Annotated in this window: 21 protein-coding genes; 10 read left to right on the top strand and 11 right to left on the bottom strand. The window is 43.8% G+C overall.

What is annotated here, in order from left to right; genetic code table 11:
- Positions 1-256 precede the first annotated feature (256 nt).
- The 3 genes from NI466_RS13575 to efp all read right to left on the bottom strand — a co-directional run bounded on the left by NI466_RS13575 (position 257) and on the right by efp (position 3,410).
- A complete protein-coding gene (locus NI466_RS13575) occupies positions 257-562 on the bottom strand; it encodes a YbdD/YjiX family protein (protein WP_171054308.1) in 306 nt (101 codons plus the stop codon).
- A gap of 7 nt (positions 563-569) precedes the next feature.
- Entirely contained in the window at positions 570-2,669 is a 2,100-nt protein-coding gene (locus NI466_RS13570) for a carbon starvation CstA family protein (RefSeq protein ID WP_004279748.1), read from the bottom strand.
- Between the two features lie 171 nt (positions 2,670-2,840).
- Positions 2,841-3,410 carry an elongation factor P gene (efp, locus tag NI466_RS13565; RefSeq protein ID WP_004279747.1) on the bottom strand — a complete coding sequence of 190 codons (570 nt, stop codon included), beginning with the start codon at positions 3,408-3,410 and terminating at the stop codon, positions 2,841-2,843.
- A 382-nt stretch (positions 3,411-3,792) separates the two neighbouring features.
- Here efp and epmB point away from each other — a divergent pair, with 382 nt between their 5' ends.
- The 3 genes from epmB to NI466_RS13550 are packed head-to-tail and all read left to right on the top strand — an operon-like array spanning position 3,793 to position 8,717.
- Entirely contained in the window at positions 3,793-4,815 is a 1,023-nt protein-coding gene (epmB, locus tag NI466_RS13560; RefSeq protein WP_253173842.1) for an EF-P beta-lysylation protein EpmB, read from the top strand.
- A 9-nt stretch (positions 4,816-4,824) separates the two neighbouring features.
- A complete protein-coding gene (locus NI466_RS13555; protein WP_253173841.1) occupies positions 4,825-6,570 on the top strand; it encodes a cyclic-di-GMP receptor FimW-related protein in 1,746 nt (581 codons plus the stop codon).
- Positions 6,552-8,717 (top strand): EAL domain-containing protein, encoded by a 2,166-nt coding sequence (locus tag NI466_RS13550; RefSeq protein WP_253173840.1) that lies wholly within the window; start codon positions 6,552-6,554, stop codon positions 8,715-8,717. The genes NI466_RS13555 and NI466_RS13550 overlap by 19 nt, the downstream gene beginning before the upstream one ends.
- Positions 8,718-8,817: 100 nt before the next feature.
- Here the strand turns inward: NI466_RS13550 and rpmE are convergent, their stop codons facing one another.
- The 4 genes from rpmE to NI466_RS13530 form a co-directional block, all read right to left on the bottom strand.
- The gene (rpmE, locus tag NI466_RS13545; RefSeq protein WP_004279743.1) at positions 8,818-9,042 is read right to left on the bottom strand and encodes a 50S ribosomal protein L31; all 225 of its coding nucleotides are present in this window, start codon (positions 9,040-9,042) and stop codon (positions 8,818-8,820) included.
- 195 nt (positions 9,043-9,237) lie between these two features.
- Positions 9,238-10,218, bottom strand: a complete 981-nt coding sequence (locus NI466_RS13540; RefSeq protein WP_253173839.1) for a bile acid:sodium symporter family protein — start codon at positions 10,216-10,218, stop codon at positions 9,238-9,240.
- Between the two features lie 144 nt (positions 10,219-10,362).
- Positions 10,363-10,764 carry a lactoylglutathione lyase gene (gene gloA, locus NI466_RS13535; RefSeq protein ID WP_004279741.1) on the bottom strand — a complete coding sequence of 134 codons (402 nt, stop codon included), beginning with the start codon at positions 10,762-10,764 and terminating at the stop codon, positions 10,363-10,365.
- A gap of 1 nt (position 10,765) precedes the next feature.
- Positions 10,766-12,934, bottom strand: a complete 2,169-nt coding sequence (locus NI466_RS13530) for an AmpG family muropeptide MFS transporter (RefSeq protein ID WP_253173838.1) — start codon at positions 12,932-12,934, stop codon at positions 10,766-10,768.
- Positions 12,935-13,132: 198 nt separating this feature from the next.
- Here NI466_RS13530 and NI466_RS13525 point away from each other — a divergent pair, with 198 nt between their 5' ends.
- On the top strand, positions 13,133-15,760 hold the full coding sequence (locus tag NI466_RS13525; RefSeq protein WP_435575025.1) for a Lon protease family protein: 2,628 nt from the start codon (positions 13,133-13,135) through the stop codon (positions 15,758-15,760).
- 89 nt (positions 15,761-15,849) lie between these two features.
- Here NI466_RS13525 and grxD read toward each other — a convergent pair whose 3' ends face one another.
- Positions 15,850-16,191 (bottom strand): Grx4 family monothiol glutaredoxin, encoded by a 342-nt coding sequence (gene grxD, locus NI466_RS13520; protein WP_005104579.1) that lies wholly within the window; start codon positions 16,189-16,191, stop codon positions 15,850-15,852.
- Positions 16,192-16,351: 160 nt separating this feature from the next.
- On the opposite strand from grxD, the gene NI466_RS13515 reads away from it, so the two are divergent.
- On the top strand, positions 16,352-17,563 hold the full coding sequence (locus tag NI466_RS13515) for an aspartate aminotransferase family protein (protein ID WP_253173837.1): 1,212 nt from the start codon (positions 16,352-16,354) through the stop codon (positions 17,561-17,563).
- A gap of 59 nt (positions 17,564-17,622) precedes the next feature.
- Here the strand turns inward: NI466_RS13515 and NI466_RS13510 are convergent, their stop codons facing one another.
- The 3 genes from NI466_RS13510 to surE all read right to left on the bottom strand — a co-directional run bounded on the left by NI466_RS13510 (position 17,623) and on the right by surE (position 20,357).
- Positions 17,623-18,552, bottom strand: a complete 930-nt coding sequence (locus tag NI466_RS13510) for a LysR family transcriptional regulator (RefSeq protein ID WP_044112899.1) — start codon at positions 18,550-18,552, stop codon at positions 17,623-17,625.
- A 91-nt stretch (positions 18,553-18,643) separates the two neighbouring features.
- Complete coding sequence (locus tag NI466_RS13505) at positions 18,644-19,474, bottom strand: peptidoglycan DD-metalloendopeptidase family protein (protein WP_004279735.1); 831 nt, start codon at positions 19,472-19,474, stop codon at positions 18,644-18,646.
- 94 nt (positions 19,475-19,568) lie between these two features.
- Positions 19,569-20,357 carry a 5'/3'-nucleotidase SurE gene (gene surE, locus NI466_RS13500; RefSeq protein ID WP_253173836.1) on the bottom strand — a complete coding sequence of 263 codons (789 nt, stop codon included), beginning with the start codon at positions 20,355-20,357 and terminating at the stop codon, positions 19,569-19,571.
- Between the two features lie 111 nt (positions 20,358-20,468).
- On the opposite strand from surE, the gene NI466_RS13495 reads away from it, so the two are divergent.
- From NI466_RS13495 to NI466_RS13475, 5 genes are all read left to right on the top strand, one after another.
- Entirely contained in the window at positions 20,469-20,840 is a 372-nt protein-coding gene (locus tag NI466_RS13495; RefSeq protein ID WP_253173835.1) for an MCR_0457 family protein, read from the top strand.
- A 161-nt stretch (positions 20,841-21,001) separates the two neighbouring features.
- Positions 21,002-21,382: an MCR_0457 family protein gene (locus NI466_RS13490; protein WP_253173834.1), complete on the top strand. Its 381-nt coding sequence runs from the start codon at positions 21,002-21,004 to the stop codon at positions 21,380-21,382.
- A 128-nt stretch (positions 21,383-21,510) separates the two neighbouring features.
- A complete protein-coding gene (dacC, locus tag NI466_RS13485; protein ID WP_004279731.1) occupies positions 21,511-22,659 on the top strand; it encodes a D-alanyl-D-alanine carboxypeptidase PBP5/6 in 1,149 nt (382 codons plus the stop codon).
- Positions 22,660-22,770: 111 nt separating this feature from the next.
- On the top strand, positions 22,771-23,304 hold the full coding sequence (locus NI466_RS13480; protein WP_253100375.1) for a gamma carbonic anhydrase family protein: 534 nt from the start codon (positions 22,771-22,773) through the stop codon (positions 23,302-23,304).
- Between the two features lie 79 nt (positions 23,305-23,383).
- The gene (locus NI466_RS13475; protein WP_247144156.1) at positions 23,384-23,548 is read left to right on the top strand and encodes a hypothetical protein; all 165 of its coding nucleotides are present in this window, start codon (positions 23,384-23,386) and stop codon (positions 23,546-23,548) included.
- Positions 23,549-23,691: the final 143 nt, after the last annotated feature.

The following is a 23,691-nucleotide window of genomic DNA, read 5'->3' as shown; positions in this document are numbered from 1 at the left end:
TAGAGCTAAAAGACTCGGTTTGAGATTCAATCTAATTGCTGGAATTTATAACTTGGAGCTGAGTAAAAAATGATTTATGAAAGAGGTCTATACTTAAAAGGTATAGAGACTTAAGCGATTTCATGGATTTTTATAATAAAACTTTTCTACGCTAGCTCAATCAATGACCTCAGATTTAACGCGATCGTCTATTCCTCATATTAATTTTTAACGATAAAAAAAAGCGCCCCGAAAGGCGCTTGCTATGAATTAATGATTAACACGGACACTTCTTCATATCACCGCCCGCAGATGGATAACGGGAATCCACACAGTGACGATAAAATGTTTTCGGGTCCATGGCTTCCAGATCGGGATGATGCTTGCGCATATGCTCCACATAGGTCTGGTAATCAGGTACACCGACCATCAGACGGAAACTTTGCTGCAAACGTTGCCACAAGGTCGCAATCCGCGACCAGTTTTTCGGATTCAGGATTAAATCCTTTTGTGACATCACGGTCATTTTGATGATTTTATAAATCATCGTTTTCCCGCTTTTGGCAAACTTCAGATTCATAATATTCCCCTTAATGACCTTTCGCTGGCTGAATCTCTTCAGGATCGCGATAAATCGCTTCTGCTTCATGTACAGATGGCTCAGGATTTGCCAATGCACGACGGATAACGCGAATTGCAGCAAACAACATGACAAAGGCTACAATCATAAAAAAAGCACAGAGTGCAGCATTAATCTGGTTCGACATCGCTACCGTCTGCATTTCTGCCACAGTTTTCGCTGGCGCTAGGATTTCATTATTGGCAATCGCCGTGTTGAAACGATCTGCCTGCGCCAAGAAACCAATCTTTGGATTTTCGTGGAAAATCTTTTGCCAGCCTGCTGTCATGGAAGTGATGAACAGGAACACTGTCGGGATAATTGTCACCCACACATATTTCTGTTTTTTCATCTTGAACAGAATGACAGTACCAAGAATGAGCGCCATCGCAGCCAAAATCTGGTTACCAATACCAAACAGCGGCCATAAACTGTTAATCCCGCCGAGTGGATCGACTACGCCCTGATAGACGAAGAAGCCCCAGCCTGCCACTGCAACCGCAGTACCCAACAGGTTTCCGAAGAAATTATGTGATTGTTTTACTGCTGGAATCACAATACCGACAGTATCCTGCACCATGAAACGACAGGCACGCGTACCCGCATCTACAGCAGTCAGGATGAATAGTGCTTCAAACAAAATCGCAAAGTGATACCAGAACGCCATCATTTCACGACTGTTGAAAATTTCGGTGATGATATGCGCCATACCAATTGCAAAAGTTGGCGCACCACCAGTACGCGACAGAATCGAGTTCTCACCCACTTCCTGTGCCAGTAAATTCAAGGCTTCAGGGGTTACCACAAAACCAAGGGTTCGCACTGCTTCTGCTGCGCTTTCTGCGGTAGTACCGAGCAAGGCTGCTGGTGAGTTAATCGCAAAATAAATTCCTGGATCCAGAATTGCAGCACAGATCAAAGCCATGATCGCTACAAAAGATTCCATCAACATACCGCCATAACCGATCATACGGATATCGCGTTCGTTGTTGACCAGTTTCGGTGTCGTCCCTGAAGAAACCAAGGCATGGAAACCGGAAATCGCACCACACGCAATAGTAATGAACAGGAATGGGAACATAGAACCTGCGAATACAGGACCAGTCCCATCAATGAATTTGGTAATCGCTGGCAGTTTCATTTCAGGCATGGCAAACAGGATACCCACGGCCAAACCTGCAATCACGCCAATTTTCAGGAAGGTCGACAGATAATCACGTGGAGCAAGCAATAGCCAGACTGGCAGTACCGATGCAATGAAACCATAAATGATCAGTGCCCAAGTGAGTTCAGTGCCAGAAAGCGTAAAGAACGGACCCCAATATGGATGTTGTGCGATGTTTTCACCGTAGATAATGCCCAGCATCATCAAGACAAAACCAATAATCGAGACTTCAGCAATTTTACCCGGGCGGATAAAACGCATGTAGATGCCCATAAAGATCGCAATCGGAATGGTGGCTGCAATACTGAATACACCCCATGGACTGTTAGTCAGTGCTTTAACAACGACTAGCGCCAATACTGCCAGAATGATGATCATCACGCCCAAGGCACCGAGCATCACGATAATACCGGCAAAGGTTCCGAGTTCCTGCTTGGCCATCTCACCGAGTGATCGACCGTCACGACGGGTGGAAATAAACAGTACCAGAAAATCCTGGACTGCACCGGCAAGCACCACACCGACTAACAGCCAGATCGTACCGGGTAAATAGCCCATTTGTGCTGCCAAGATCGGACCGACTAAAGGACCTGCACCGGCAATCGCTGCAAAGTGATGGCCAAACAGAACGCTTTTGTTGGTCGGCACATAGTCCAGACCATCGGCCAGACGATGCGCAGGCGTTAAACGGCGTTCATTCAGCTCAAATACTTTGGTGGCGATAAACAAACTGTAGAAACGGTAAGCAATGCTATAGACACAGGCGGCGGCAAGTACCAGCCAGACTGCATTGACATGCTCACCCCGACTCAGTGCTAGAACTCCAAAAGAGACTGCACCCACAATGGCTACCAAAAGCCAAATCATTTTCGAAGTCAGCGTCGACTTCTTTTGTAAAGTTTCCATTCAATCCCTCATATTGTGATGCATACAAATCAGCGTGATTGTTGTTGTTCGAGGTACTGCTGTTTTCCCTTGCGACTTTACGCCTGTTCTTTCGCTTTTCCTCTAAGACTTTGGCATAAAAAAAGGGATGATTTAAATCATCCCTCTCGATAATAGTCTATTTTCAAACCATTATGCACGTTCTAAATAATCACCAGTACGGGTATCTACACGAACGCTTTCTTCTTGCTGTACGAATAATGGAACACGTACCACAGCACCTGTTTCAAGTTTCGCTGGCTTACCGCCACCGCCAGAAGTATCACCACGAACACCTGGATCAGTTTCAACGATTTTAAGTACGACGAAGTTCGGTGGAGTCACGTTTAAAGGCACGCCATTGAACAACATGATGGTACATTTTTCATTTGAATCGTCTTTTAACCATTTTGCAGCATCGCTCATTGCTGTTTTATCAGCTGCGATCTGTTCAAAGGTAACAGGATCCATGAAGTTCCACATTTCGCCATCGTTGTACAAGTATTCCATTTCTACTTCAACGATATCAGCCGCTTCTAGGTTCTCGCCTGATTTGAAAGTTTTTTCCAGAACTTTACCTGATTTAAGGTTACGTAATTTTACGCGGTTAAAAGCTTGGCCTTTACCTGGTTTTACGTATTCGTTTTCCATGATTGAACATGGGTTGCCATCAAGCATAACCTTAAGGCCTGACTTGAAATCATTCGTAGAATAATAGGCCATGACTGGCGCACTCCAAACTTACTAACTTTAATCTATTGATGCTATGGGCTGTTGCGATGTCATTTAGCAAGTCTGACACGAACATTGAGTTGCCACATGCACATTCATTTGATGTTGCGTATTCTAAATGAGCAATACACTTTGCCGCAATGAAAAAATCCGCTTTCACCCACTCAGGCTGTTTAAGTTACAATCAGACATGAAAATCCTTTGTTTATTCATGTCTTGCTCAACGTTAAAATACCATCAGGCGAGCACGAAGATCAGCATAGCTTAATCACTCTTTATTTTATAGCGCAGTGGATTATTGCGCTTCCGCACAAACTGTTAAACTGTGCCCATCAGGCTTTGTCCTCTCACTTATTATTGTTAATCTTCCGGCATGACGAACTATTTATATCAAGAACAAAACTGGCAATCACAGCTCAGCGACCTGATCACTGATCCACGCGAACTGCTTGAAGTGCTGCAACTCGCACCTGAACAGCTTCTCTCAGGCGCCATTTTAGCTTCTGAACAGTTTAAACTGCGCGTACCACGTGCTTTTGTGGGCAAAATGCAGACCGGAAACCCTTTAGACCCATTGCTTTTACAAGTGCTGCCCCATCATCTGGAACTGGAAGAACATCCAGGATTTGTTACCGACCCCTTGGGCGAAGAACAGGCCAATCAGCAACCCGGCGTACTGCACAAATATAAATCCCGTTTCTTGCTGACACTGACTGGTGCCTGTGCTGTACATTGCCGTTATTGTTTCCGCCGGCATTTCCCCTATCAGGAAAATCTGCCTAAAAATGAAGACTGGATAAATATCAAGCAATATCTGGAAAGCCAGCCTGATATTAATGAAGTGATTCTGAGTGGCGGTGATCCACTAACCTTATCGAACCGGAAATTAAAAACCTGGATTGAACGATTAGAATCAGTATCACATCTCAAATTCTTAAGAATACATTCACGAGTTCCTATTGTGATCCCCAACCGAGTCGACGAAGAGCTACTTAGCATGTTAAAAAACAGTAGGCTACGTATTATTCTGGTGGTACACTCAAACCATGCATCGGAGCTGGATGACTTCACTTGCAAGCGTTTAAACCAACTGGTTCAACAGCAGATCACCGTTCTGAATCAGGCGGTTTTATTAAACGGGGTGAATGATTCTGCTCAGGTTTTAGTAGATTTAAGCTATCGCTTGTTTGATGCCGGGGTCATGCCTTATTATTTACATGTACTTGATAAAGTAAAAGGTGCGCATCATTTTGATTTAGCGCCTGACCATATTAATGAGATTTATACAGAAGTTTTAGCGAACCTGCCGGGGTATTTGGTTCCTAAACTGGTTCGAGAAATAGCGGGCGAGAAGAATAAGACACCGCTTTTTGGGGTTTCAACATTTTTGAGTTAAATAATAAAGATGAGCACGCATACTTCAGACATTTTTCAGACACCGACGGAACTTAAACGAGAGCAGTTGAGCTTTTGTCCAACCACTGCCAAGGCTTTGCAGGAATGGGTTGCGGGGATTTCGATTCTACAGCTGGGGAATTCATCCAAATCCCTGTTTAATGCCTTATTGGAAGTTTCTGAGCTGAAATGTACAGAAACCCTGCGCTTTGACCTGATTCAGGTCTTGCATCCCACCCTTGAAAATGTCCTGACCAGTCTGGAAAAGCATTTCGTCAATCAGGGCCTGATCACTTCCGACCGGAATGACCAGATTATTGAGCTGGCCATGCTGTTGCGCAGTCATTTTGCCAAAATTTATATTGATATCGTCAAACGCTGTAATCATCAGCTGACGCATCAGAAGTTTTCGCTATTTTCTCTAGGCAAAAAGAAGAGCATTCAAACTGCCCGGATGGTATCGATTTATTATGCCCTGCAACAACTCACACTTCTGTTATATCAACAGCATATGCTGTATAGCACGCCAGGTCTGGGGCAATGGCTGGCTGCCCATCAACTGCTTGAATGTGCAATAGACAACAATTTCTATCAAAGCAATATCAATCAGGTATTAGGTACTCAGCATGAAATCCAGAATATTGCGCATGCCTATGCACAGCTGATTTTACTGGATATCTTCAATACTCATCAGATCCGTCCTGCAGAAATTCAGGGCCTGTATCTATGCAGTTTTGACTGGGCCAAACTGGTACAGATCCTGCCGAAGGAAACTACGCTGTCCCGTTATGTCGTCGATGCCAGTAAAGATCATCCACCGATCTTTAATACCCATCAAGAGCCACAGTTTCAGCCGAGCTTCTATATTTCTACCCAGAATCTGATGGATCATTTAACGGGCACTCAAAGTAAAAATGCCCAGTATCTGTCGCGGAATGAAAAACTGTTCCTGACCCCTGCACTGCATTTTCATATCTACAATCTGCTCTCGAACAATGTCGAGCGTCGTCATGAACGTTATGAATATTCAGCACAGATCAATATCTGCTTTGGCTTAAGCGTGGCGCATTTTTACCTGTCTAAAGGTAGAAACTTCAACGAAACCCTGGAACTCGATGCCCATTATAATTTCCAGAGCGAAAGCAGTTTTGTCAGCTCGATGGAAAATACAATTCCAAGTGCCTTTAGCAGCATCAAGGCGCTTGATCGTGAAACAAAACAGATTCATAGCGCTGAAGTTCTGGATATCAGTGTCAATGGTTACCGGATTAAATGGACTGGTGTTACGCCTGCCAATTTAAAAACTGGTGAATTTATTCTGGTTCAGGAAAAAACCCAGAGCCAGTGGCGTGGCGGTGTGATTCGCTGGATCAAGCAGTCCACTGACAAGAGCCTGGAAATCGGGCTGGAAATTCTGGCACAAGAACTCTTTCCTTGTGCGGCCTATGCCCGTACTGAACGTCACCATGTCAATTATCAACCTGCACTCTTGGTGAAAATGACGCAACTGGATCAGGTTTCGACCAGTCTCATCGTGTCTGGCTCCCAGATGTTTAGGGAAAAACAAACGATTCATTTACGTCTCGGTCAGGAAGAACTCAAAATCTATCTAACCAAAGCACAATTGATTACGCAGAGTTTCATCCGTTTTGATTATGAATTATTGAATGATCAGGAAGAAGAGATGATCGAAAACTTTATCGATCAGCACATGAATGAAAGCAGAAATCACGATTTATGGGAAGCATTGAAGTGAGAAATCCATTATTGTCTAAAAAGTTAAAACGTACTGAAACACGTTTACTGATTATTGATGATAATCAAATTAGATATAACCAAATCCGTGATCTGCTGACCAGTCATGATTATCAGGTGGATGCTGTTCTGCTGGATGATCTGCAATCTTTTGAAAAACAATTAAATTTCAACTGGGATCTGATTATTTTTGGACGTGCCTACGACCTGAAATATGAACAGGCCTTAAGTCTGGTACGCCTTTCGCAGCAGCCTAATCTGCCGATGATTTTGCTTAAACCGGATGATTACCAGGCTGAACAATATGCGCAATATATCCGTAAAGGGGTATATGACATTCTCAATTTTGACTACCTGGAACGCTTTTATGTGGGACTGGTTCGAGCATTGTCATTTAGCCGTTTGTCGCAGTCTCAGCAACATTTAATGACTGAGCTGGAAACAGCTCAAATTCAGGCACAATCTTTGGTAGATGACAGCAACCGTGCTGTCGCCACCATTCAGGAAGGGATTCATATTCAGGCCAATGCGGACTACCTGAAACTGTTTGGCTTGCAAAATGAAGATGAGATTATTGGTCTACCTTTGCTAGATCTGCTCCAGCCTTCAGATTTGAATGATTTTAAAACGCGTTTCAAAAAGATTTCTCAGGGTCAGTTTGATTTAGGTCGGGTCGAGATCGAGTCTTTGAATCCGCATGTGTCCGCATCTAACCCATTAAAACTGGAATTCTTGCCTTCAACTGCTGAAGAAGATGCAGTACAAATTAGCATTGATACTCAATCTCAAACGGTTTCTTCCGAGAAAACTCCTGGAAAACCAAGCGTTTTTCAGTCACTTAAACGTGAACTGAACAAGCAGTCTGCACCGGTGAATGCCTTAGTCACTTTCTCTTTAAGTGCATATGACCCGGAAGTTCTACAATCTGACTGGGCCACTTTTAATGGGTACTTTGATGCAGTCAAAGAATTCCTCAAGGAACAGACCCATATTCCCCTGTTTAAACTGGAATATGATGTCGTTGTCGGTCTGTTTCAGGCAGACTCTAAAGCAATTCTTGAATCCAAACTGATCAGTTTAAATGCCTTAAGCAAACCGCAACTCATTACAGTGGGACAAAAGTCATTCCCTCTAAATTTGCGCTTAGGCTATGTCATGCTTGAACAGGGTTTACAGGATGAAATGCACTGCAATACGCTGATTGGACAAGCATTCTCTACATCTTTGCCTCAAGCAGAAGCTGTACCTGAATTTAAACTTGATATTCCTGCCTCACTGAGCAGTCCAAGCTCTTTAGATATGCCGAGTATAGACTTCAGTGTTGCTGAAACACCAGTTGCCAGCCCAACATTGGCAGCCGTCAGTCCAGCAGTCACGTCTATTCCTAGCGCTACACCTTCTATTTTGAAAGCCTTAAGTGAATGTCTGGAACGTGGTGAGATTCATTTAAAGTATCAGCAACTCTATGATAAAGAAGATACGCGTTTATATACCTATGAAGTGACCAGTGGCTTTATTTTTGAGAATAAATGGCAGGATATTTCTAGCCTTTTAGAACTTCATGAAGATGATGAACTGTCCATTAAACTGGATCGCTGGATTCTGGTTGAAGCCAGTAAACAGCTACACAACTTTATTACCCAGTATCCTGATGCAAGCTTAATTGTCAATTTGAACCGTGCCGTACTATTTAAAGACCGCACCTTCCCGGAATTTATTTCCAAGCTGATTACGATTATTCGCAGTAAAGTGAAGCATCCGCTAATCTTGCAATTCTCAGAAGAAGATATTTTACTGAATCAACAAGATGCACAAAAATATCTACGCGTGCTGTATGAACATGGCGCACTGATTGCACTGCGTGATTTTGGTCAATCCATGTACAGTCAAAATTTACTGCGCGAACTTGAACTGGATGGTGTCAGCTTACATTCAAACTTAACCAATATGCTCAATAAAGATACCGAGATTGAGCAACTACAGGAAAAAATTACCAGCTACAATGAAATCAAGCCACTCAATATTCTGATCCGTGAATTAAATGATATGACACTGTTCGCGAATGCCTGGAATGTCGATGCCCGCTTTATTCAGGGGAATTATTTCCAGAAAAAACTTGATCATTTGATTGATGTACAAGATCACTAAGATCTTGTACAAACCTGTGCATTTAGGAAATCGAATGATAATTTTCTAAATTGCAGGCACAAAAAAAACGGGCTTAAAGCCCGTTTTTTCATTTTGGGTATTAACGTTTAACAGAACGTGACATACCAGCAAAACGTTGTTTGAACTTGTCGATACGACCGCCAGTGTCAACGTTCTTTTGCTTACCAGTGTAGAATGGGTGGCAAGCTGAACATACGTCTAGATAAAGAGTTTCTTTACCAAGAGCTGAACGAGTTTCGATTACGTTACCACATGAACAAGTAGCAACTAAAGTTTCATATTTTGGGTGAATATCGGCGCGCATCGTCGATTACTCCATTAGATTCAAGAAGGTTTAGCTGTCATCGCTATTGATCACTCTCAAATGAGGAAGCAGGAACATCGTTCATGCAGATCAACACCACAACAGACCATTCTTTTGGCCCACCGAGACGGATACCGTCAGAGCTAAGCACAACAAGTGGGCATTATTATACGTGAAACGAATTCAATATGCGAATTATTCTTCAGCTTCTGATTCACTCTCTTTGGCCCACAGATTGGCAATAATCCCGCAGACCATTAACTGAATCTGATGAAAAATCATGATCGGCAGGACAATCATGCCCAGCGGCTGGCCAATAAATAAAATTTGCGCTATCGGCACTCCACTGGCCAAGGTTTTCTTGGAACCACAAAAGAATGCCGTTTTTTGGTCAGCGCGGCTAAAGCCCAGCCAGCGTGGAATATAAAGTGATAATAACATCACAATGGTGAGTAACACCGAGCAAGCCAGCAATAGCAACAACAAGGTACTCAAGCTCACTTCATTCCACAGCCCGGCCACTACGGCGCTACTAAAAGCGCCATACACCACCAGTAAAATCGAACCTTGATCAAAAACCTTAACGATTTTTGGCATTTTCATCATTTGCGGATAGATCCAGGGACGCAGAATCTGTCCTAAAATAAACGGCACCAAGAGCAGCAGTGTAATCTGGGTAATCGATGAAGTCGGATCAAAACCATGTTCAGATTGACCGAGAATAAAAAATGCTACCAATAGCGGGGTAATAAACATACCGATCAGATTGGAAAAAGAGGCACTACATACTGCCCCGGCGACATTGCCATGAGCCACTGAAGTAAAGGCGATCGAGGACTGCACAGTGGAGGGCAAGAAACACATAAACAGGAAGCCCCAATATAGTTCCTGTCCGAGCATGGGTAATAAAATCGGCTTGGCCAAAAGCCCAAGTATTGGAAACAAAGCAAAAGTTAGCGCAAAAACCAAAGTATGCAATTTCCAGTGCATAATGCCTTGCACCACAGCTTCACGAGACAGTTTGGCGCCGTGCAGGAAAAACAGGATGGCAATCGCTCCTGTCGTCACCCAGCCAAAGACTTCAGCCGCCTGCCCCGAAACTGGCAGCACACTGGCCAGCAAAACCATCACAAACAACAGTATCGTAAACCGATCCAATGCCAAGAACTTAAGCATATCCCTATAATCCCTCAGATTTTATTGTTTGATATAAAAATGCCCGGCTATCTTAACAGATGCCGGGCCCATGCTATGCACTCAGATTGATGTAATATTTTCATCTATACATGAATGCATTTCATATATCTCGCTACGTCACACTTAGTTATTACGTGCATTGTTGTCTTGCTGGATCAGCTCGATCTTGTAGCCATCTGGATCTTCAACAAATGCAATTACAGTCACGCCACCTTTCATTGGGCCAGCTTCACGCACCACATTACCGCCACGCGCTTTAATCTCTTCACACGCCTTGTAAGCATCATCGACTGCAATTGCGATATGACCATAGGCATTGCCCAGTTCATAGCTGTCTGTATCCCAGTTATGGGTCAATTCCAGTACGGTGTGATTCTCTTCATCGCCATAACCGACAAAAGCCAGGGTAAAACGGCCTTCTTCGTAATCACGCTTACGAAGCAAAGTCATGCCAAGTACTTCAGTATAGAACTTGAGAGATTGTTCTAAATTGCCTACACGTAACATGGTATGCAGCATGCGCATATTAATCATCCTTCTGTACAGATTGTTGTTGGTGTTCACCGAGCAGTTTTGCGACCCAAACCACCAGAATCAGGATCGGAATCCCGATTAGAGTAGTCATCAGGAAGAAATTCGGATAACCGATATTGGTGACTATAGTACCCGAATATCCGCCTAAAATCTTAGGGGTCAAAGTCATGAGTGAGCTAAAAATCGCATATTGAACAGCGGTAAAAGACACACTGGTCAAGCTCGACAAGAATGCAATAAACGCAGCACCAGCCAGCCCAGCAGCCAGATTGTCGACAATAATAGCAAAATAAAGCCACTTGTCGCTATAAGGTTTAATTACCTTACCACTGACTTCGACTGTATCTGAACTGTTGCCATCCACCACTGCCAAGGGCTGAATATCGACATCCAGATTCTGGGTACTAGCCAACTGATCATTGACCTGATAAACATGCGTGGTTTGCTGAAGTGCCTGATCATCTTGCATCAAGACTGCACTGATAATATGTGCAGGTGACTGAATCAGTTGCTGTGCAGGAATCGCGGCAGTAAATACGCCTTCACTTTCCAGTTTTGCCTCAATATTCTGATCATTGATTTGCAAAACAATCTTTTGATTTTCTTGCAGTGCTTCACCGACATACTGGCCGCGCACTACAATGGTCTTGTCCTGTTCAGCTACAGTGAGGCTATTGTCACTGGTGATCGGCAAGATCTGTAACTGGGTGCTGCCCTGTTCTGTGGTCAAATACGGCATATTGACCTGTACCGGGGCCTGATCAGTAACATCTCCATCCAGATAAGCAGCCGATACTTGTAGCTGTTTGCTCTGCGCCAGCACAGCACTCGGTATATCCAGCTTCCAGTAACCAACTTCATCGGTCTCTGCCTGATAAACCTGATTACCGGCTTTAACTTCCACAGCTGCCAGTTTTTCACCAGACTTGACCAGGCCGATAAAAATCAGGTTGGTAGAACAGGCCAGTACGGCACCGACAAACATCAGTTTCATGATGTTCATCTTCTGGGCCAAGAGCCCGCCAAGGAAACCACCGACTAAAGAGAAAATCACCCCATAGACTTTAACGGCCTCGGCAATCTGTTCTTTACTGAAATTCAGGTCCTGATAGAACACATTGGAAATGACGCCGGCAATAATATCGGAAACCCGATAAAAACCGATCAACAATAACAGCACCAATGCAAGTTTCAAGCCATAACGCTTAAAGAAATCTGCAACCGGATTGACCCAGGTTTCATAGGCCATCTGCTTGTTAACCGCACCCATTTTTACCAAGCCTGCACCAATCGCAAAGGCCACTGCACCCGAGCCAACAAAGCGCAAAGCTTCAAAACAGAACAAGGCAAAGGTATCTTGAATGGCGAATTGTTCGGTGATGCTGGCCACCAGATTGCCCGAATAGATATAGCTCAGAACAAAACTGATCACCGCCACAAAAAACACCGCAACTAAACGGAAATAATCACTGCGCACATAGTGTTTGCGTACCCGGTTAACCTGCGGCTCCCGAATGGACAGTGTGGTGATAATACCGACCAGCATGACGGCAGCCATGGCCAGATAAGTCCATTTCCAGGCATCGTAAATATAATTGCCTTTGGCTGTTCCTAAATAGGCTGCCAGAAACAAGGCACCAGCACCGGCCACGATCATCCCGATCCGGTAACCGGCATTATAGGTGGCGGCCAATACGGTCTGCATCTGGGTTTCCGCCAGTTCAATCCGGTAGGCATCAATCACAATATCCTGTGTTGCTGCGGAGAAACCAAGCAGGACTGCACCGAGCGCCATTTGCTGTAAATGTGTTGCACCCAAAGCCGGATCAGAAAAGGCCATAATTGAAATGGCACAGACAATCAGAATCTGCGCAATCAGCAACCAGGCACGACGACGTCCCAGAGCCTTGGTCAGAAACGGGACTGGCAGTTCATCAATGAGCGGTGCCCAGACGAATTTAAACGAATAGCCCAATGCGGCCCAGCTAAAGAAAGTTACTGCACTTTTGCTGATTCCGGCCTCACCTAACCATAAAGACAGACTGGAAAAAATCAGAAGAATCGGCACACCAGCCGAAAATCCCAAGAACAGCATGATCAATGCACGTCGATCTAAAAATGCTGTAAATGCGGATTTCCAACCCGTCGTTTGTGTTGTCATTGCTTTATTATTTTCCGCAGAAAAACCAATTGCTGCTATTCAATCCTGTAATAGCGTATCTTTCAACAAGATTTATATATTTATCACATTTCCGGTTTTTTATTTTCTGGCAAAAGCGACATGTTGGCTTGAATTTTTCAAGTAAATCTGTATACCTTAACTCTTATCAACGTAATATTTCGTTTTGGATTTTCAACAGTGACCCAGAGACTCGATCAAATTAATTCTTCTATTGCCAGCAACACCAGCACAACTCCACAAAAAATCCGCTCAGATTTACTTATCTCTGCATTTGAACAAAGCGAAATTAAAAATACTCTGGACCATACCCGGTTAACATCCACCCAGCTGACGCACATTCCAAACCTAGAAAAAATTCCTGCGTCAACCAAACGGATCAAGCCCCTGAATAACTTTTTGGGCCAAGATCGTGCACGCGCCTCAGTTGAGGCCGGGATTGCCCTGCCTTATTCCGGCTATAACATTTTTGCTGTCGGTACAGCAGGACTCGGAAAACGCACCATGGTGAAGCGTTTGCTGCAACAGCACGCCAAAACTATGGAAACCCCGAATGACTGGGTGTACGTCAATAACTTTCAGAACCAGCGTCAGCCGATTGCGCTAGAACTGCCCTCAGGTCAAGGTCCAAAATTCCAAGCCATGTTAAATCAAAGCTGGCAAACGATTCTAAAGCAGCTTGAGCGCCGTTTTACTGCAGAGACCTATCACAACCGCATTGAAATGATTCGCCAGGAAACGGGGGATGAGCAGCAGCAGGCGCTCATCGAACTGACCAAAGAAGGCGCAGAACTGGATCTGAAGCTAATCTCACGACATGATGAGCACTGTTTTGTCCCTGTGCATCTGATTGATGACAAATTACAGGAAATGTCTCAGGAAGATCTGAATGCCTTAAGCAACAAAGATCGGGCCGAATTGGCTACTAATATGCGCTATATGGACAAGAAACTAGAACGTCTGGGTTTGCACCTGGGTGATCTGGAAGATGATGCACGTGATCGCGTACAGATCCTGAACCGTGATATCGCCAAGCAGGTCGTCTTGCCGCGAGTCGAACAGATTCTGGCAAAATTCAAACATGTAGAAGGTCTGGAACATTACCTGAAGTATTATGCTGAAGACATTATTAACAATGTCGAAATTGTGCTGGAACAGGAAGAAGATGACTTCACTCCGGCACTATTCAGCCGCGTACCAGCCCGCTATCAGGCAAATGTAATTATTACCCATAAGCCGAACAGTGGTGCACCGGTGATCTTTGAAGATTTTCCAACGCATTACAACCTTTTGGGTCATGTGGAACAACTGACCCAAAATGGCACGATTACCACCGACTTCACCCTGATTCGTCCAGGTACCTTGCACAAGGCTAACGGTGGCTTCCTGATGCTGGAAGCGGAACAATTGCTGGAACAGCCGTATGCATGGCAAGGCTTGAAGCGCGCGCTTAAATCGGGGCATTTAAAACTTTCCTCGCTCGAGCATATGATCACGCTGACCGGCAGCATTTCAATCGAACCTGCTTCAATTCCTCTGAATATCAAGGTGATCTTGCTGGCTGAGCCTGAGATCTATTATGAAATTTTAGAGCTTGAACCAGAGCTGGGCAGCATCTTTAAAATCCGTGCTGATTTTACCGATACATTACAACGTAATGACGATAACGAGCAGGCTTATATGCAGCTGATTGCCGACTATGTGCAATCCGATAAATTACTGCCTTTTGACCGTTCCGCTTTGGCGGCATTGCTCACAGATTCCAGTCGTCAGGCCGAAGATCAAAGTTCATTGTCATTACATGCTCTGACGCTGGGCGATCTGATCCGTGAAGCACATCATCATGCCTTCCAGGCCGGTGACAAGATGGTTTCAGAAAAACATATCAACACCGCACTGGATCACCGTAAATATCGTCTCGGCTATTTACGTGAACTGTATTGGCAAGATCTGACTCGTGGTACTCAACTGATCGAAACCCGCGGCCATCGTCTGGGCCAAATCAATGCCCTGTCCGTCATTCATTATGCTGATGTCGAATTTGGTCTGCCTTCACGACTGACTGCTTCGGTGTATCAAGGTGGCGGTGATATTCTGGATATCGAACGCAGTGTGGAACTTGGTGGCTCTTTGCATGCCAAAGGCGTGTTACTGATGTCATCCTTCCTGAAAGCGCATTTTGGTCGTGAACAGACCTTACACTTCTCTGCTGCACTGGCCTTTGAACAAAGTTATGGTCAGGTCGATGGTGACAGTGCCACTGTTGCGGAACTTTCTGCCTTACTGTCGGCCATCAGCCAGTTACCGATTGATCAGTCATGGGCCATTACCGGTTCCATGAACCAGCTGGGACAAGTACAGCCGGTAGGTGGTGTGAATGCCAAAATTGAAGGTTTCTTTGATGCTTGCAAGTTACAAGGCTTGACCGGAAAACAAGGTGTAATTATCCCACGGCAAAATATGCAACATCTAATGCTGCGTAAAGATGTCACCATTGCTGTGGAAGAAGGCCAGTTCCATATTCACGCGATTGATACTATTGATCAGGCACTGGAAATCCTGATGGCGCGTCCTGTCGGCACCTTGGATAAAAAAGGTCGCTATAGCAAAAATTCAATCTATGCCGCAGTAATGGCACAGCTGGATTATTGGCAAGCGATTGAAGATGGTGCCGAACTGGTCGAAGTGCCGAAGAAAAAGAAAAAAAAGAAGAAGAAAAAAGACAAGAAGCAAATCGTCGAGCCACAAACTGAAGTTGAAGCTGATGCTTCGACAGTTGAACAGCCGGATGCAGCGACAGAGGATTAACTCTGACCTTGACCTAAGCAAAAATAGAGACAAAAAAAGCGCTTCTCAATGAAGCGCTTTTTCACATCTGGACTTAATTTAATACAAAATTAAGCATCAACTGCCGGGCTGTACTGTTCAACTAAAGGCTTTAATTCACCTTTTTGGAACATGTCGAGCATGATATCACTACCGCCGATCAACTCACCATTGATCCAAAGCTGTGGAAATGTCGGCCAGTTGGCGATTTGTGGTAACATCGCGCGAATGTCCTGGTTTTCCAGAATGTTTACATAAGCAAACGGACGACCAATTTGACTGAGTGCTTCTACTGCACGTGCAGAAAAACCACATTGTGGAAATTGCGGTGTGCCTTTCATGTAAAGAAGTACTGCGTGTTTTGCAATTTGGTCACGAATTAACGCTTCGGTATCGCGTGCTTGTTCAGTCATTGATAAATCCTCAACTCATCTGTCTCGCATTATACCCAAATCCAGGCAAAACAGTATGTCTAAAGCAATAATTCCAATTTTATTTACAATTACCCTTTAAATCTGAGCGGGTTTTTGCTTATATAAGTTTTTCTTTCCACCTAACAGTTAAGAGTTAGTCATGAATAATATTACCCTCGCACCGGTACAAACTGATCAACCGTCTCATTTGATGCCTGTTTTTGGCCGTCAACCGATCAGCTTTGTCCGAGGACGAGGTGCATATCTTTATACCGAAGATGGTACAGAGTATTTAGATGCATTAACCGGCATTGCCGTATGTGGTTTGGGACACGCGCATCCAGTTATTGCCGAAGCGATTGCTGAACAGGCAGCGACCCTGATTCATACCAGCAACCTGTTTGAAGTGCCTTGGCAAACTGCTGCCGCACAAAAACTGGCTGAAGTTGCAGGCATGGAAGAAGTATTCTTCTCAAACAGTGGTGCAGAATCCAATGAAGGTGCAATCAAAATTGCACGTAAATTTGGTCATATGCAAGGTATTGCTTCACCAAAAATTATTGTCGCTGACCAGTCTTTCCATGGTCGTACCATGGCCACCTTGTCTGCTACAGGCAATAAAAAAGTTCAGGAAGGCTTTGGCCCCCTGGTTGAAGGTTTTATTCGTGTACCTTTTGGTGATATCGAAGCGATTGAAGAGGCTGCGATTAATCACCCGGATATCGTAGCGATTTTGATTGAGCCTATTCAGGGTGAAGGCGGCGTGAATACTGCTCCTCAAGGTTTCAGCTATTTAGAAGAAATCCGTCAAATCTGTAACCAGCACAACTGGCTGATGATGCTGGACGAAGTGCAAACTGGTAATGGCCGTACCGGTAAATATTTTGCTTACCAGCACACCAATATTATTCCGGATGTACTGACCACAGCCAAAGGCTTAGGAAACGGTTTCCCGATTGGTGCGGTAATGACCCAAGGCCGTGGTGTCGGCGTATTAACTGCTGGAAATCACGGTTCTACCTATAGCGGTACAGCACTGGGTTCGCGTGTGGTCTATACCATTCTTGATATTATGCAAAAAGAAAATATCGTCGCGAATGCTGCTGAAAAAGGTGCTTACATCGTTGACCAACTGCGTAACAAGCTGGCAGATCAAAATGTCATCATACGTGGTTTCGGTCTGATGATCGGGATTGAATTACCAAAAGAATGCGGTGATCTGGTTGCGATTGCACGCGATGAATACAAGATGATTATCAATGTCACTGCAGGCAATGTTGTTCGTCTGTTGCCTACCCTGAATATTACCCAGGAGCAGGCAGACCAATTGATCGAACGTCTGGTGAAAATGATCAAAGCTTATTTGGCATAAAGCCCTAGCCTAAAAATTAAAAAAGCCGCTCTAAAGCGGCTTTTTTATTATTCTGCATTCTATGATGCGTTTTGTAACATACGTCCGCCAGAGATCTGGCTAAAATATTGTTTCAAGGTATCAAGACAACGAAGAATTTTTGTCGGTTGTTGTTCACGTTTCGGAATAACCGCATACAGTGTAATCGGCGGCAGTCTCCATTCAGGCAGAACTTCAACTAAAGTACCGTTAAGCAAATCCTTTTTAGCATCAAGATATAAAACCTTGGCAATCCCATTGCCCTGCAAGCACATCGATTTTGCAACCAAACCGTTATTGGTACTGAAACGGGATTTCAGTTCAAACTCGGCTTTTTCTGCAGTATTCACATGTTGAAAATGATAATACTGATGGTTTTTAAGATGCGTTAAAGGCAAGACCTCATGATTTTTAAGATCATCAGGTCTCGAAATAATGGTGCTTTGATTAATATAACTCGGTGTCGCCACCAGAATTTGCTCAATCTGCATCAATGGTACAACCTGAAGATTATGCTCATCATTTTTCTGTTCAAATCTTAGGGCGATATCAACCCGCCCATCCAACAAATCAACCTCATGATTGTTTGTTTCTAAATGTACTGCCAAGCCGCGATGTGCAGCCATCCAATGAGAAAGTGCAGGAATCACATGATTCGCGCACAATTCTGGCAAAGAAACGATACGCAGCTCGCCCACGAGATCATCACGTAACTCATTGATCCGGACTTTACCGCGTTCAGCAGCAGATAACATTTCTTGACAGCTATGGAAAAAAGCTTGTCCCGCTTCGGTCAGACTTAATTTTCTCGTAGAACGGTTTAGAAGTACGACTTCCATATCGTGTTCTAATGAGCGAATTTGTTGACTGACGGCGCTGGTCGTAATCCCTAATTCACGGGCAGCACCGCTGAACGAGTTTTTTTCCACAACGCAAGCAAAGACACCCATTGCTCGAAGTTGATCTAACATAAATTTCCCTCTAAACTTATGAGGTGCTCCATCATTTGATAAAAGCAACTTATTGTATTATACGGCGAAATTTACACTTTGCATTATTTATTTAATTGTTTGGTAAAACTGCAGTAGGATTAATAGGTTTGCCGTCTAAGCGCACCTGAAACTCAAGCATGGTACGGTTTGTACCAGTCGATCCCATTTCTGCAATTTTTTGACCAGCCGTTACATTTTGGCCACTTTTCACATTCAATTTACTGTTATGTGCATAAGCGGTGATATAGCCATTGATATGCTTTACCAACACCAGATTGCCATATTCTTTCAGGCCATCAGCGGCATACACTACCTGCCCGTCTGCTGCTGCAAATACCGGATCACCGACATTGCCACTATAGCGGGTTCCCTTGATATTAGAAGCTAAATTGTATTGCTGAAGAATCGCGCCATTCGATGGTTTTACCCAACGTAGACCTGCTGCAGTAGATACTGGTGTTACAGGTGCAGATGTACTGACGCGTGGTGTGGTTTGTACTGTCGTTGCTGGTGTCACCGGTGCCGGTGTAGGCACTGCAATTGTTTGACGCTGGATTGGCGCTGCCTGAGTCACTGCTTGGGTGCTGGTGCTACGGCGCGTAGTATGGGTTTTCAGGCGGATCGATTGTCCGACATAAATCCGGTACGGCGCACTGATATCATTCATCTCTGCGACACTGATATAGTTCAGTCCATAACGTGCTGCAATCCCACTCAATGTATCTCCTGAACGCACCGTATAGAAATCAGGAGCTGTTGCATAACGCGTTGCATTATTCACCTGGGGTTTGGTGGCACAACCGGTAATTACTCCTGTAGAAATAACAACGGTCGATAAAACGAGGGTTTTAATCAGGGTTGCAGGCGAAGCTACGACACATTTCGGTAACACCAAGAACATTATCTTCCTCTCTAATGCTATACGGTTGCAAAATTCCGTTAAGATTAGCAAAGTTTTACGGCAATATACTTGCAATCGCGAGTTTTTCACAAAGTTATAACACTAAGGACGCATTTTCTGCCAATTGTGTTTGTAAATTCCGCAGACTCTCATAATTGGTAGCATCCATCTGAATCGGGGTAATACTGACATAGCCATTGGCGACCGCAGAGAAGTCCGAATCAATTTCGTTAAATCCTGGCTTAGGGTCTGCGACTGCTTCTCCTGAGAGTCCAATCCAGAATACCTGACGACCACGCGGATCTATATGACTCGTCACCGGTTTAGACTGACGGCGGCGACTTTGATATGTCACTTTTTCACCCTGCAATTCAGTTACATCTGGAATATTGATATTAAAAATATGTCGCTCAGGCAGAACAGGCAAACCACGCGCAATAAAATCATGCACCCATTCGGCGGCCAACTGATAATCCTGAGGCTGCTGATAGCCACGTACATTCGGCCCACTCAGTGATACGGCAATCGCAGGATGTTTAGTTAAACGACCTTCAAAGGCCGCCCCGACTGTACCGGAATACAAGATATCATCTCCCAGATTTGCGCCGCTATTTATCCCGCTAACCACCAGGTCAAATTCAAAATCAAATAGCCCGTTCATAGCCAAGTAAACGCAATCTGCCGGCGTCCCATTAACCGCCCAGACATCAGGAGAAATCTGGATTGGGCGTAAAGGGCGGTCCAAAGTTAAGGCACTAGAAAAGCCACTGCGTTCACTTTCCGGTGCCACAATCACCACTCGCCCCAAAGGCTTTAGCGCTTGCGCCACAGCCTGAATACCGGGTGCAAACACCCCATCATCATTTGAAACTAAAATATTCACTAAAAAATCTCGTTACGCTAAAAAATGACTGACTAGGACATTTCATTGTATTAGTGCAGGAATTATATATATTTATTGCTCGACATCCATCTTTATAATATGTGGCTCAAGATGATTAAAAAATTCTCTTTATTTAGCGCTCTCACTTTAAGCTTGGCAGCATTTATTTCCCCTTCAGTCATGGCAAACGATCTGACTGTTGAAGAAAACAATACCATTGTAAAAGAAGATATTGCATCAGCACAGGTTATGGCTGAAGTTTGCCCGGCAATCATTGGTCAAAATCCAAAATTTAACAGCACCGTTGAACAATTGATCCAGTCTTATCTTGCAGACTACTCAGATAAAGGCATGAGCTATCAAAAGCTACAGGCAGACAGTGAATACAAATCTTTACTTGAAGAAGCGCGTCAGGGTGCTAAACAAACTGCTGATGACGAGCAAAAAACAGTATGTGAAGAAGTTCTGGACTATGAGGGCTAAGTAGTAGCATTGTTTAAAATAAGATGATGTTCACATCATCTTATTTTGCTTACAGATTTCTTCATAATTCTACAGCTTCGCTACATTTCCCCACTTTTCAATCGCAAAAATAAGTTTAAGCTAAGCAAATTATTGTTCTAAATCTTCTTTTTGAGTTTTCAATGAAAAATCCATTATTCCAAGCTTTAACATTCTGCGCAATTTCTGCCGCGACTCTTTTGGGAACTTCTGCATTCGCAGCCGATGAAAACATTAACGTTACCCCAACTCAGCAAGTGACCAAACAGGAACTGGCAGCCATTTATGTGCTCTCTGAAATCTGCCCAAGCATGGTCAAGGACAAGGCACAATTTAATCAGGGTTATGGCAAGCTGGTGACTGAATATATGCCGGGCCAAAACAAGCCGGTTGAACGCTTGAATCAGATGGCAAAACAGAAAGATTTCCGCAATATTCTGGCCGAAGCGCAAGCGGATGCCAAAAAAGCAGGTAAGCAAAAAAATCAGGTGATTTGTGACGAATTAACCACATATCAAAATTAAGCGAGATTTGAGCCGATTACTTACAATACTTTTGAAATAAGACCGGGTTTCCCATAGAAGTCAGCCTAGCTTTGTCCTAAAATGCTAGGCTCTTCGTGCTTACATCAAGATATAGGAACCCACTAGAAATGACCCAAAAAACTGCCCTTGCTGCATTATTATTAGTTCCTAGTTTTAGCTTTGCAGCAACTGTCCTATCTGCACCACCAGAATTGAATAATAAATCCTACGTGCTAATGGACTACGAGACAGGGCAACTTCTCGCTTCAAAAAATGAAAATGAAAAATTAGCCCCTGCTTCAATGACCAAGATGATGACCAGTTACATCATCGAACAAAAACTATTGAGCGGTGAACTCACTGAAGATGAACAAGTGCGCATGAACGAGTCAGCATGGTGTCGCGGCAGTAGCGCGGAATCATGTATGTATGTACCTTTAAATGGTACGGCAACTGCACTTGAAATGCTTCGCGGGATTATTATTCAATCAGGGAATGATGCATCGAAAGCCATGGCTGAACATATTGCAGGGAACGAGGGTACCTTTGCACATATGATGAACCAGGAAGCTAAACGTATTGGCATGACCAATACCAGCTTCGTGAACTCAACCGGTATGCCGGCTGAAGGTCATTATTCAACTGCCAAAGATATGGCAACGCTGGCACAACACATCATTAAAGACAGTTCTAAATATTATCCGATTTATGCGGAAAAAGAATTTACCTTTAATGGCATCAAGCAAGGTAACCGTAATGCCCTGCTATATACTGACCCGAGTGTAGATGGTTTAAAAACTGGCCATACTGATGAAGCTGGTTATTGTTTGACCACCTCTTCAAAACGTGGACCTACACGTTTGATTTCAGTGATTTTTGGTGCACCAACCATGCAGGAACGTGCGACACAAACACGTGAATTGCTGGCTTGGGGTTATGCAAACTTCGAAACCAAAAATGTTCAACCTGCCAAACAGGTACTTGCCAAAGCCAAAGTTTGGTTTGGTAAGGAAGATGAAGTTCAGATCGGTCTTGCGGAAAACTTTAACGTGACCATGCCAAAAGGTCAGGCTAATGCGATTAAAACCCAGCTGGTGGTTCAACCTAAACTGACTGCACCTTTACAGCCTGGTCAGGTCGTAGGTAAATACGTAGCGACTCTGGATGGTAAAGTAATTTCAGAAAAACCATTGGTGGCTTTAAACGCGGTTGAAGAAGCTGGTTTCTTCGCACGTATGCTCGACCACATTAAACAGTTCTTCTCAAACTTGTTCTAAGTTTAAATAAACTGTTTTAGTCCCGGACTAAGACCAAAGCACTCATTCAGATGGGTGCTTTTTATTTTATACTATGCACATGATCCTTAAACTTTTAATGAGCAGATCACCATGAGCCAAAACATTCGTTCTTATTTAGACACGACTCCAGAAATTGATAAATCGTGTTATATCGATCCGATGGGAATCGTGGTCGGCGATGTGGTCTTGGCTGAAAATGTTTCTGTCTGGCCTTTTGCCGTGATTCGTGGTGATGTTAATTCAATCCGGATTGGTAAAAATTCGAATGTTCAGGATCATGCCATGTTGCATGTCAGTCATAAAAAAGCCGATAAACCGAATGGTTCGCCTTTGATCATTGGTGAAGATGTCACGATTGGCCATCATGTGACATTGCATGGTTGTACGATTGGTAATCGTGTACTAATTGGGATTAACAGCATTATTCTGGATGATGTCATCATTCCGAATGATGTGATGATTGGTGCAGGTACGCTAGTTCCACCTGGAAAAGTTTTGGAAAGTGGTTGGCTCTATGTTGGTAGCCCGGCAAAAAAAGCACGTCCGCTCACTGAAAAAGAAATGGCATTCTTGCCTTATTCTGCACAGAATTATGTAAAAGTCTCTCGAAATTATCTTGGGTAAATCAAAATAAACAGATCTCTTTATTTTAATCCTTTGGTTTAATTCTTGCTTTAAAACAAGCATAACTCGAAGGATTAAAATGTTTATTGCGGTTTACCGTTTCAAAATTAAACCAGCGACAAAGGAAGCTTTCATTCAGGCATGGAAAACGCATATGGAGGGCATTTATCTGGTTTTAGGTTCTCTCGGCTCTCGCCTGCATAAAGAAGAAAAGACTGGTGATTATATTGGTTATGCTCAATGACCAAACAAAACACATTGAGAAAATGCCGACTTTAACCACCTCAATTCAGAAGAATAGATCTCTTGCGAAAGTAAAAAATTGTTTATACTAGCCCCATGAAATATGAAAATTTAACTCGATTTAATGATGGGGAATTTAAACGA

It is taken from the genome of Acinetobacter lwoffii, assembly GCF_024129595.1.
Lineage (GTDB): Bacteria > Pseudomonadota > Gammaproteobacteria > Pseudomonadales > Moraxellaceae > Acinetobacter > Acinetobacter lwoffii_O.
This window is presented reverse-complemented; position numbering and strand designations above follow the sequence as displayed.